This window comes from Gammaproteobacteria bacterium (assembly GCA_013696315.1).
Classification (GTDB): domain Bacteria; phylum Pseudomonadota; class Gammaproteobacteria; order JACCYU01; family JACCYU01; genus JACCYU01.
The window spans coordinates 1-11,486 of the sequence record JACCYU010000082.1; the positions used below are offsets into that span (position 1 = coordinate 1).

The 11,486-nt window shown below is 62.1% G+C and carries 13 protein-coding genes; 5 read left to right on the forward strand and 8 right to left on the reverse strand.

From position 1 onward, the window contains the following. Together H0V34_04615 and aroC are read right to left on the reverse strand one after the other, a co-directional pair. On the reverse strand, positions 1–362 hold a 362-nt coding region (locus H0V34_04615), incomplete at its 3' end, for an MFS transporter (protein ID MBA2491005.1). Positions 363–364: 2 nt separating this feature from the next. Continuing rightward, positions 365–1,462, reverse strand: a complete 1,098-nt coding sequence (gene aroC, locus H0V34_04620) for a chorismate synthase (GenBank protein ID MBA2491006.1) — start codon at positions 1,460–1,462, stop codon at positions 365–367. Between the two features lie 162 nt (positions 1,463–1,624). Here aroC and H0V34_04625 point away from each other — a divergent pair, with 162 nt between their 5' ends. Further along, entirely contained in the window at positions 1,625–1,777 is a 153-nt protein-coding gene (locus H0V34_04625; GenBank protein ID MBA2491007.1) for a hypothetical protein, read from the forward strand. 35 nt (positions 1,778–1,812) lie between these two features. Here the strand turns inward: H0V34_04625 and prmB are convergent, their stop codons facing one another. Next, positions 1,813–2,709 (reverse strand): 50S ribosomal protein L3 N(5)-glutamine methyltransferase, encoded by an 897-nt coding sequence (gene prmB / locus H0V34_04630; GenBank protein ID MBA2491008.1) that lies wholly within the window; start codon positions 2,707–2,709, stop codon positions 1,813–1,815. A gap of 83 nt (positions 2,710–2,792) precedes the next feature. Here prmB and H0V34_04635 point away from each other — a divergent pair, with 83 nt between their 5' ends. Further along, positions 2,793–3,443: an SCO family protein gene (locus H0V34_04635; protein ID MBA2491009.1), complete on the forward strand. Its 651-nt coding sequence runs from the start codon at positions 2,793–2,795 to the stop codon at positions 3,441–3,443. 8 nt (positions 3,444–3,451) lie between these two features. Next, complete coding sequence (psd, locus tag H0V34_04640; protein ID MBA2491010.1) at positions 3,452–4,375, forward strand: phosphatidylserine decarboxylase; 924 nt, start codon at positions 3,452–3,454, stop codon at positions 4,373–4,375. On the opposite strand, the gene genX is transcribed toward psd, so the two are convergent. Both genX and efp read right to left on the reverse strand, forming a co-directional pair. Continuing rightward, positions 4,342–5,301 carry an EF-P lysine aminoacylase GenX gene (gene genX / locus H0V34_04645; protein MBA2491011.1) on the reverse strand — a complete coding sequence of 320 codons (960 nt, stop codon included), beginning with the start codon at positions 5,299–5,301 and terminating at the stop codon, positions 4,342–4,344. The two genes, psd and genX, sit on opposite strands and share 34 nt — an antisense overlap. 26 nt (positions 5,302–5,327) lie before the next feature. Then, positions 5,328–5,897: an elongation factor P gene (gene efp / locus H0V34_04650; protein MBA2491012.1), complete on the reverse strand. Its 570-nt coding sequence runs from the start codon at positions 5,895–5,897 to the stop codon at positions 5,328–5,330. 64 nt (positions 5,898–5,961) lie between these two features. Here efp and epmB point away from each other — a divergent pair, with 64 nt between their 5' ends. Continuing rightward, positions 5,962–6,969: an EF-P beta-lysylation protein EpmB gene (epmB, locus tag H0V34_04655; protein MBA2491013.1), complete on the forward strand. Its 1,008-nt coding sequence runs from the start codon at positions 5,962–5,964 to the stop codon at positions 6,967–6,969. Between the two features lie 9 nt (positions 6,970–6,978). Here the strand turns inward: epmB and H0V34_04660 are convergent, their stop codons facing one another. The 3 genes from H0V34_04660 to parC all read right to left on the reverse strand — a co-directional run bounded on the left by H0V34_04660 (position 6,979) and on the right by parC (position 10,944). Further along, entirely contained in the window at positions 6,979–7,512 is a 534-nt protein-coding gene (locus H0V34_04660; protein MBA2491014.1) for an N-acetyltransferase, read from the reverse strand. Between the two features lie 165 nt (positions 7,513–7,677). Beyond that, the gene (gene htpX / locus H0V34_04665) at positions 7,678–8,559 is read right to left on the reverse strand and encodes a protease HtpX (GenBank protein MBA2491015.1); all 882 of its coding nucleotides are present in this window, start codon (positions 8,557–8,559) and stop codon (positions 7,678–7,680) included. Positions 8,560–8,685: 126 nt separating this feature from the next. Continuing rightward, positions 8,686–10,944, reverse strand: a complete 2,259-nt coding sequence (gene parC / locus H0V34_04670) for a DNA topoisomerase IV subunit A (GenBank protein ID MBA2491016.1) — start codon at positions 10,942–10,944, stop codon at positions 8,686–8,688. A gap of 101 nt (positions 10,945–11,045) precedes the next feature. Here parC and H0V34_04675 point away from each other — a divergent pair, with 101 nt between their 5' ends. Continuing rightward, positions 11,046–11,420 (forward strand): DUF1992 domain-containing protein, encoded by a 375-nt coding sequence (locus H0V34_04675; GenBank protein MBA2491017.1) that lies wholly within the window; start codon positions 11,046–11,048, stop codon positions 11,418–11,420. Positions 11,421–11,486 lie beyond the last annotated feature (66 nt).

Here is an 11,486-nt window from a genome sequence, read left to right on the forward strand (position 1 = left end):
GCTTCGAACTGCGGCAGGGTCGCGTTCCAGAAGAAGCTGAACGCGGCCAGCACCAGCATCATCCAGCCGAAGCCTGTCACTACCAGGGTCGCCGAGAAGATGACGGCCGCCAGCAGGCTCGCGACACGGATTACCCTCAACCGCCGGCCGGTGTGATCGGCAATCCAGCCCCACACCATGGGCGCCACGATCCGGGTGCCCATGGTCGCCGCCATCAGCTCGCCGATCTGGGCCGGCGAAAACGCGAGATCCTCCAGGTAAAGACCCCAGAACGGCAGGAAGGCGCCGACGCTGGCGAAATAAAAAAAGTAGAATCCGGACAGGCGAACGGGCGGCGCGGCGGCGGCGTTACCCGCGCGCATTGCTAGTTTGAGGCGGGAATATCGGGAAATCCAGAGGTCACATCCATGTTTTGCGCGCGATGGCGCAGCATGTGATCCATCAGCACCAGCACCAGCATCGCCTCCGCGATGGGCGTGGCGCGGATGCCGACACAGGGATCGTGACGGCCGGTGGTGATGATTTCAGCAGACCGACCGTGAATGTCCACGCTGCGCCCCGGCAGACGCAGGCTGGATGTAGGCTTGAGCGCGATGCTCACAAGGATGTCCTGTCCGGACGAGATACCGCCCAGAATACCGCCGGCGTTATTGCTCAGAAAACCGCCCGGCGTGATCTCGTCGCGGTGTTCCGTGCCCTTCTGCGTGATGGCTTTGAAGCCGGCGCCGATCTCCACGCCCTTGACCGCGTTGATGCCCATCATGGCGTGCGCGATCTCCGCATCGAGTTTGTCGAAGGTTGGCTCGCCCAGGCCCGGCGGCACGCCTTGCGCGACCACGTTGATGCGCGCGCCTATGGAGTCGCCCTCCTTGCGCAGCGCGTCCATGTATATCTCCAGTTGCGCGACCTTGTCCGCGTCAGGACAGAAAAACGGGTTGTTCTCGACTTCATCCCAGTCGAAATTCTCGATGACTATCGGTCCCAGTTGCGCCAGGTAACCGCGCACGACAATTGCGCAACGCTCCTTCAGATACTTGCGCGCGATCGCCGCGGCCGCCACGCGCACGGCCGTCTCGCGCGCGGAGGCCCGCCCGCCACCGCGATAATCGCGCAAACCGTACTTTTTCAGGTAGGTGTAATCGGCATGCCCCGGCCGCAGGCTGTCCCGGATCTTCGAGTAATCTTTAGAGCGCTGATCGACGTTGGTAATCACAAGCGCGATGGGCGTGCCTGTGGTTTCTCCCTCGAACACGCCCGAGAGAATTTGCACCTGGTCCGGCTCGCGACGCTGCGTGGTATGGCGTGATTTGCCTGGCCTTCGCCTTTCCAGATCCGTCTGTATATCTTCTTTGTTGAGCGCCATGCCCGGCGGACAACCGTCCACCACACAGCCAATCGCGGGGCCGTGACTTTCGCCAAAGGACGTAACGCAGAACAGCTTTCCCGAGGTGTTGCCAGACATAGCGGCGCATTGTATTGGAAATTGGCGGGGAGCGAGAGAGCGTTCGAACCTTCTGGCCCGGCGGTCGCTCTCATTGTTTAGTTACGTCTCTGCACGGTGACAGGGTCATCTGGCGCTGTCGCCATTTGTGTAATGCATTATCGCTTCGAGAGTGTGGCCGAAATGACTACCGAAATATGGATTGTAATCGCGCTGGTTGTGCTGTTCGTGCTGGCGCTGCTGCGTTTCATCGTACTGCAGGAGCGCAAGGCGAAGAAATACGGCGAGAAGATGGATCGCAGCAAGCTGCGCGAATGGAAAGACGATGACTGGTAAGCCTGCGCAATGCCGCAGCGCGTTTCAGTCAATACTCAGGCGCGCGGACACTGTTCGGCGGTTAGCAGGAACACGCCGTCGCCGCCCCGCTCGAACTCCAGCCACAGAAACGGGATTTTCGGCATAGCTTCCGCTAATCGCTCGGCGTCCTCGCCCACTTCCACCACCAGTATCCCAAGAGGTGCCAGAAATGCGGCGGCATGTTTTAGTATCCGCCTGACTACGTCCAGCCCATCGTCGCCACCCGCAAGACCCAGCGCCGGTTCGTGGGCGTATTCCGGGGGCAGCGTGGCCATGTCGTGCGCATCCACGTAAGGCGGATTGCTGACGATGAGATCGTAGCGCTTCTCCGGCAGATTCTCGAATACGTCGGACTGTGTAACCCGCACGCGATCTTCAAGCCCGTGACGGCGAATATTCGCGCGCGCCACGGTAAGTGCACCAGGCGAAATGTCGGTCAGGTCTACGCGAGCGTGCGCAAACGCGTGCGCGCAGGCGATGCCAATGCAGCCCGAACCGGCCCCGATGTCCAGTACGTGGTTGACTTTTTCGGCGACCTGCCACGGTGCAAAGCGCGCTTCCACCAGTTCCGCGATCGGCGAGCGCGGCACCAGCACGCGCTCGTCAATGGTGAATTCCCAGCCTGCGAACCACGCTGACCCAGTCAGATAGGCAGCCGGTTTGCGCTCCACCATCCGTCGCTCGAGCAGAGCGCTTGCGGCATTTTTCTCATTATTTGAGAGACCGCGGTCGATAACTTCATCATTCGCATCCGGCGCCAGACCCAGCGCGTGCAGGACCAGCCAGGCCGCCTCGTCCAGCGCCGTATCGGTGCCATGACCGAACACCAGTCCGGCCCTTTCGAACTGGCGAGCGCCCCACAGGATATAGTCGCGCGCGGTTTTCAACCGCGCTGGAACGGCTTTCGTCATGGTACTGTCTTCAAAGAACATGGCGGATCAATGGGCGGATATGAAATAATCGCGCGATGAAGCAGACACGCACAAGCTCGGGCATGTCTATCCCTAAAAAGTCTATCGTATTCGCTGGCGTCGCGCTGCTGGCGCTCGTCATCGGTCTGGGCGCCGGCTGGGTGAAAGAGCGTATGGGCGCGCCCCGGCCGCCACACCTCGAAGCCGCAACCGCGTTGCTGGATCAGGCCAGGCCTTTGCCTGCGTTTTCACTCATCGACGAACAGGGAGAACCGTTCGACAATGCGCGGCTGAAGGGCCACTGGAGCTTCGTGTTCTTCGGCTACACGCATTGCCCGGACATCTGTCCGTCCACCCTATCGACGCTGGATACAGCGCTCCGGACAGCCGCCACGCACGGCGACGCGGATCGCGCCCAGGTGGTGTTCGTGTCGGTGGATCCACGGCGCGACAATCCCGCGACACTCAAGGATTACGTAAAATTTTTCAATCCGGAATTCACCGGCGTCACCGGCAATGAACAAGCGCTGGGCAAACTCACCCGCTCGCTAGGTGTAATTCACATGACTCTTCCCAGGCCTGGCGACGGAAACAATTACCTGGTCGATCACAGCGCGTCGGTGTTGCTGATCGGGCCGCAAGGCAGGCTGGTGGCGCTGTTTGGCGCGCCACACCGGGCAAAGGTATTGGCCAGCGATTTTCACAAGCTGCGCGGCTATTACGACCGCAGTTGAGACCGCGCATGCAGGACGCGACCTGGTGGGAACGAATCAAGGGCTGGCTGTTTCACGCCTTTCCGCATCATCTGGTTTCGCGCATCACGTTTCGATTGGCGCGGCTTGACACGCCGCTTAAAGATACCGTGACCCGGCTGTTCATCCGCGCTTTCAACGTGGATATGAGCGAGGCCGCCGAGCCGGATCCGCGCCGTTACGCGAGCTTCAACGCTTTTTTCACGCGCGCACTTAAATCCGGCGCGCGGCCCGTGGCGAGCGGAGTGGACGCGATTGCCAGCCCCGCGGATGGCGCGATCTCGCAGCTCGGCGAGATCGAGGCTGGGCGGATATTTCAGGCCAAGGGGCAAAGTTTTTCCGTGCTGGAATTGCTGGGCGGCTCGGCGGCGCGCGCCGCGCCGTTTACGCACGGAAAATTCTGCACGATTTATTTGTCACCGCGCGATTACCACCGCGTGCACATGCCCCTGGACGGCCGTCTCAAAGAAATGGTGCATGTGCCCGGACGCCTGTTCAGCGTGTCTCAATACGCGACCCGCGTGATCCCGAGGTTATTTGCGCGCAACGAGCGCATGGCGGCGATTTTCGACACCGCTTGTGGGCCGATGGCGGTGGTGATGGTCGGCGCGGTCAACGTGTCGGCCATCGAGACAGTGTGGGCCGGATTGGTGACGCCGCCCGCCGGCAAGGGCGTTCGCAGCATCGATTACACGCGAGATTCAGCCGCGGCTGTGCGCCTTGAGCGCGGGGAGGAAATGGGCCGCTTCAATATGGGCTCCACCGCAATCGTGCTCTTCGGCGACGCAAGTGTGGCATGGGATGCCCGTTTGCGCGTAGACATACCGGTGAAGATGGGCGAGGAGATCGGACGCGCCGCGCTCGGCTCCCTCCAGGCGGATCACGCGGTATCCCAGGAAAACGCCATCGCCTGAACAATGTGATCGTGGCCCGCCGCCAGCATGACCAGGCGATCCAGCCCCACGGCGACCCCGGCGCAAGCGGGCAAACCATGCGCGAGCGCGGCCAGCAAATTCTCATCCAGCGGTACTATCGGCGCAACTGACTCGCGGCGCGACGCAAGCTCGCGCTCGAAACGCGCCCGCTGCTCGCAAGGATCGGTCAGCTCGTGAAAGCCGTTGGCCAGTTCGACCCCGTATGCCAGCAACTCGAAGCGTGACGCCACCGACGGCGCGCCGGGCCGGACTGTAGCCAGCGCGGCCTGATCCTCAGGGAAATCGTAGATAAACGTAAAGCCGTCACGCGAGCATTCCGGCACGATGACGTGCGACATGAGCAGCTCCAGCCAGCCCCGGCGATCCAGCTCGGTATGCATCTCGATGCCGCGTGCGGCCAGACTTGCCCTGCACGCCGCGATCGACACGGTCGCGCTGTCCAGTCCTGAATGCTCGGCGAAAGCGTCGCGGTAGGTGACACGCCGGGCCGGTGTCATCGGGCAAAGATTGTCCAGCGCACGCCCGAGCAGCGCCTCGACTTCGTCCATGAGCGCGTGATGATCGAAACCCAGCCGGTACCACTCGATCAACGAGAACTCGGGATTGTGATAGCGCCCTGCCTCGCCTTCCCGAAAGACTTTTGCGATCTCATAAATATCGCCGTAACCTGCCGCCAGCAAACGCTTCATGGCGAATTCGGGCGAAGTGCGCAAGTATCGATCGCGATCCGGCGCGGGTACCAGGAAGCTGGCGAGCTGCGGATCGGTAACGGCGGTCTGGCAGAGCGCGGGGGTCTCCACTTCCAGCACGTCGCGAGCGGCGAAAAACGCCCTTATGCGCGCGAGCAACCGTGCCCGTAACCGTAAAGTTTCCGGCGACGCCGTGGGGCGCCAGTTATGCGGCATTCGGGAGACGACGCCGCAGGAGTCCGTCACGCCTTTACGCGCGACACGTAATCGCCGGTGCGGGTGTCGATCTTCAGCACCTCGCCCTCCTCGATAAACAACGGCACCTTGACCACGGCGCCGGTCTCCAGGGTGGCGGGCTTGGTGCCGCCGGAAGCCGTGTCGCCGCGTACGCCGGGATCGGTCATTACAATGCGCAGCTCGACGAAATTCTGCGGGGATATGGCAAGCGGCGCGCCGTTGTACAAGGTGACCTGGCAACTATCCTGTTCCTTGAGCCATAGCCTCGCGTCGCCCACCACCGCTTTCGACGCCGCGTGCTGCTCGAAGGTGTCAGGCATCATGAAATGCCAGAATTGGCCGTCGGTATACAGGTACTGCATTTCGGTATCGACCACGTCTGCCGCTTCAACCGAGTCACCGGACTTGAAGGTGCGATCCAGCACGCGACTGGTCTTCAGGTTACGCAGCCGGACCCGGCTGAACGCCTGACCCTTGCCAGGCTTTACAAATTCATTCTCGACGATGGTGTGCGGATCCCCATCCAGCATAATCTTGAGGCCGCTTTTGAATTCGCTGGTACTATAATTCGCCATTCGTATCCTTGGATTTTATGTCAGCATTCATGCGCGTGCGCCAAGCGCCGCGGCAAAGCGCGATATGATAACGCTAAGCGACAGGGTAAAGCACACACCCGCCTGGCAGACGGAACTTGCTACAGTTATCACCGATCCGGCCGAGTTGTTGCGACGGCTGCGACTGGACCAGGCCCTGCTGCCGGCGGCCCGACACGCCGCGCGCCTGTTTCCACTGCGCGCGCCGTTGAGCTACGTCGCGCGCATGAAGCCGGGCGATCCAGACGACCCGCTGCTGCGGCAGGTTCTCCCGCTGCACATCGAATGCGAAGACGCGCCGGGCTTCATCGCCGATCCGGTGGGCGACCTGGACGCCATGCCCGTTCCCGGTCTCCTGCACAAATATCACGGTCGCGTATTGCTGATCGCGACCGCCGCCTGCGCGGTGCATTGCCGGTTCTGTTTCCGACGGCATTTCCCGTATGGCAACGCCCGCCCTTCCGGCGATTCGTGGCGCCTCGCGCTGGACTATATCGCGGCCGATCATAGCATCGGCGAGGTGATATTGAGTGGCGGCGATCCGTTGTCGCTCAACGATCGCCGCCTGAGCGAACTGGTCTCGCGCATCGAGGCGATAAACCACGTCCAGCGCCTGCGCATTCACACGCGTCAGCCCGTCGTGCTGCCCGCGCGGGTGGACGACATGCTGCTGGGATGGCTTGACGAAACGCGGCTCAGGAAAATTTTCGTGGTACATGTCAATCACGCGAATGAGCTGGACGCCGCGGTCGCCGGTGCGCTCAATCGCCTCAAGAGTGTGGAGGTGACCTTATTGAATCAATGCGTGCTGTTGCGCGGCGTGAACGATTCCGTCGCGGCCTTGCGCGGGCTCAGCGAGGCGCTGTTCAAAGCCGGCGTGTTGCCGTATTACCTGCACCTGCTCGACCGGGTACAGGGCGCGGCGCACTTCGACGTATCGGCGGCACGCGGCCTGGAACTGATCGGGGATTTGAGTGACAGTCTGCCAGGCTACCTGGTGCCGCGCCTTGTGACGGAGCGCGCCGGCGATAGTGCGAAGCGCTGGATCAGTTGATCGGTCAAGCTAACCTGCGAGCGCGCAGATCGCCTGAAACTGTTCCGGGAATACGAGACGGCCGCCATGAGGCAGCTTGCCCGGTGTCAGTTCCCGTATGCTTATGGCGGCATCGCAGCCGGTGAGATTATGGCTCAGCGCGAAGTCCGATAGTGGCCTGAAGCCGTGCCGCAGGTAATACTCGATCTGCCCAACCTCCGCGATGGCGACAAAACCCATGCGTTCAGCGCCCGCCACCGCCTCGCGCAGCAGCACGCCGCCGATGCCGCGATAAGCCTGCGAGGGCACCACCGACATCGGCCCCAGCACCAGCAAATCCGTCGCCGCTTCGTCGTCCTGCAGGCCGATGCGCGTGAGCATAACGTGTCCGACCAGCCGCCCATGGTACTCCGCGACCAGCGACAGCTCCGGTATGTAGCCGGCGGTATTGCGCAGCGCGGACACCAGCTGCGCCTCGGCGTCGCCCTCGAACGCGCTGATATTCACCACGTCGATCGCCTGCAGGTCGCCTGCTTTTTCAGCCCGTACCAGAATGTCACTCATCGTGTCCTCCGCGGTATGCGTATGGTGGTGTTCGACTGAGCTTAGCTACGTTTTTCCTTCGTTTACGCGGGGGGTCGCAGAATTGCGACTACCACACGGCGTCCGCGCCAGCCGCCTGCCCGGTATACGCACGACGGCGAACGACGGCAACACCTCGTCTGTTACTCAGGGCGCTCCCTGCAGCGTTTTGATCCGGGCTTCCAGTGGCGGATGACTCATCAGCAATCGCTTCAGCCCCTGACCAATGCCGCCCACGATGCCGAATGCGGCGAGCTGGCCCGGTAGATCGCGCGGCTCGCTGATGCTCTGCAGGCGACGCAGCGCCGCGATCATCTTGTCGCGCCCGGCCAGGCGCGCGCCACCAGCATCGGCGTGAAACTCGCGGTAACGTGAAAACCACATCGCGATCATGGCCGCCAGAATGCCCAGCAGCATTTCCGCCACGATGCTGCCAATGAAATAACCAGGACCTATACCGCGCTCGACTTTGAACACGGTGCGATCCACCAAAGTGCCGATGATGCGCGAAAAGAAGATCACAAAGGTATTCAGCACGCCTTGCAGCAAGCCCATGGTCAGCATGTCGCCGTTGGCGACGTGACTGACTTCGTGCCCCAGCACCGCCTCCGCCTCGTCTTCGGTCATGGTTTGCAGCAGCCCGCTGCTGACGGCCACCAGCGCGCTGTTCTTGCTCATGCCGGTCGCGAACGCGTTCGGCTGCGCGGAATCGAAGATGCCAACTTCCGGTATGCCGATGCCCGCCTGCCTGGCCTGCCGGCGCACGGTCTCGACCAGCCAGGTTTCGGTGCGATTCTCCGGCCGCTCGATCACCTTGACCCCCATGCTCTTTTTGGCGAGCCACTTCGACATCGCAAGCGAGATGAATGAACCCGCAAACCCGAATACGGCGGCCATTATCAGCAGGCCGTTGATGCCCATGCCCTGGCTCGCGAGATAGGCATCCAGTCCCAGCACCCGCGATGACACGCTGAGTACCGCCAGCACCGAAAAGTTGGCGAGCAGAAACAATGCAATTCTACTGAACATGATTTGATTGATATCCGTGTGAAATCTGGCGCCTAGATCAGGGTGGCGCGCGAAAATTCAAGGGCGTTGAGCCTCACCGGCTGCCAGCGACGCGCGGTCGCAGGATCGACCGCCCTGTTCGATGTCTTAAGTCTGCTGTTCCACTTGAATTGTGTCGATCCTCTGATAGCCGCGCGGCAGCTTGATGCCGCGGCGTCCGCGCTCGCCCGCATGCCGTTCCAGTTCATCCGGTTTCATGGTCTTGGTCTGTTTGCCGGCGTGTAACACAAGCTTTTCGCCGGGCTGAACGAGTGCTGTCGCCACCACGAATTCCTGACGCGCCTTGAGCTTTGGAGCGGGGATGCCGATAAAGCGGTTGCCCTTGCCGCGGTTGAGCACAGGCAGTTCGGCAAGCGGCATCACCAGCATGTAACCTTCGCGCGTGACGGCGACGATCCGCTCTGTGTCGATGCTGCGCACCCTTAGCGGCGGCAACACGTGCGCGCCCGCCGGCACCGACAACGACGCCTTGCCGGCCCTATTACGCGAGATCATGTCCTCCAGACGACAGACAAAACCATAACCACCGTCGGTGGCCAGCCAGTACAAATCATCCGCTGCGCCGACCATCAAGCCGGTGAAAACCGCGCCTGGCGGCGGATTGAGCCGGCCGGTCAACGGTTCGCCCTGACCGCGCGCTGAAGGCAACGTATGCGCGGGCAGCGCGTAGGTGCGTCCGCTGGAGTCCAGAAAAATCGCCTGCTGGTTGCTGCGGCCCTGTGTCGCGGTCAAGAATCCATCGCCCGCACGGTAGTTCAATGCGCTGACGTCGATATCGTGCCCCTTGGCCAGACGCACCCAGCCTTGTCGCGACAGCACGACCGTTATCGGATCGGAGGGCAGCATGACATTGAGATCGATGACGCGCGCCGCTTCACGCGCCACCACCAGGCTTCGACGTGCATCGCCATAGCTTTCGGCGTCGGCCAGCAATTCACTGCGGATCAGCGCTTTCAGGCGGCGCTCGGAGCCCAGCGTCTTCTGCAACTCGCTGCGCTCGCGTTGCAGCTCGTCCTGTTCGCCACGGATTTTCATCTCTTCGAGCTTCGCCAGATGCCTGAGCCTTAGCTCAAGAATCGCTTCGGCCTGTGCATCCGTAAGACCAAGGCGCGCGATCAACGCCGGTTTCGGCTGATCTTCGCGGCGGATGATGGCGATTACCTCATCGATGTTCAGAAACGCGATCAGCAACCCTTCCAGCAGATGCAACCGCTGCTGGACCTTGTCCAGCCGCCATTCGAGGCGCCGGCGCACCGTTCGCCTGCGGAAAGTCAGCCACTCCGTGAGCAGTGAAAGCAGATCCTTGACCCGCGGCCGGCCGTTCAGTCCGATCACGTTCACATTGACGCGGTACGTGCGCTCGAGCTCCGTGGTGACGAACAAATGCGACATCAGGCCCTCCACATCCACCCGGTTGCTGCGCGGCACGATTACCAGGCGTGTCGGATGCTCGTGATCGGACTCGTCGCGCAGGTCTTCCACCATTGGCAGCTTCTTGGCCTGCATGAGTCCGGCGATCTGCTCCAGCACCTTGGCGCCGGAGACCTGAAACGGCAGCGCGGTGACAACGATATCGCCGTCTTCCTCCGCAAAGCGCGCGCGCATGCGCACCGCGCCGTTGCCGGTTCGATAAAGCTGCATGAGTTCATCCCGGGTGGAGATGATCTCCGCCTCGGTGGGATAATCCGGGCCTTTGATGTGCTCACACAGTTCTTCCAGGGTCGTTTTCGGATGCTCCAGCAGCCGCACGCAGGCGGCCACGACTTCGCGCAGGTTGTGCGGCGGGATGTCGGTGGACATGCCCACCGCGATGCCGCTGCCGCCGTTGAGCAACACGTTCGGCAAACGCGCGGGCAGCAGCGTCGGTTCCTGCAACGTGCCGTCGAAGTTGGGCGCCCATTCGACCGTGCCCTGCTCCAGTTCCTGCAACAGACTCCGCGCGTAAGGTGTCAGCCGCGATTCCGTGTAGCGCATGGCCGCGAACGATTTGGGATCGTCCGGCGAACCCCAGTTGCCGTGACCGTCGACCAGCGGGTAGCGGTACGCGAACGGCTGCGCCATCAACACCATCGCTTCGTAACATGCCGAGTCGCCGTGCGGGTGAAACTTGCCGATTACATCGCCCACGGTGCGCGCCGATTTCTTGGGCTTGGCCGCGGCCGACAGCCCCAGTTCCGACATGGCGTATACGATGCGCCGCTGCACGGGCTTCAAGCCGTCGCCGATCGCCGGCAAGGCGCGGTCGAGGATCACGTACATGGAATAATCCAGGTACGCCTTCTCGGTGAAGACCTTAAGCGGCAGGCGCTCGAAGCCTTCGAAGTCCAGGTTCAAGTTATTCGTCATCGCCTGAGTTGCTTTGTTAGAATTGCTGGCGCGCGCATTATAACGTCAGCCCGGCGGCGCGCGGCCCGGATACGCCACGAATAGCTCGCCATTACGCCCACGTGTTTTTGCTTGACCAGCTTGCCGAACAACGCATCGCCGAGGCCATCGAGCGCGGCGAAATGGACAATCTTGCAGGCGCGGGCAAGCCGCTCCAGTTCGACGACGACAGCCACGTGCCGCAGGAACTGCGCGCGGCGTACCGAGTGCTGAAGAACGCCGGCTTCGTGCCGCCGGAAGTCGAACTGCGCCACGAGATCGCGTACGCGGAAGACCTGCTCGCGGCGGCAACCACCGGCAATTCACGCCGGCAGGCAGCACGCAGACTGGATTACTTAATCATGCGGCTTAATGCGGGACGGCGCGATCGCGTGAACTTGCGAGTGCAGGAGTGCTACTACCAGAAATTGCAGGCACGTCTGGGCCGCGACGTCTGACCCCGCTCCGAATCAGCCAGCGAGGCCGTTAGCTCGACCGGCGTGACATCTTGCGCGCTCTGGACT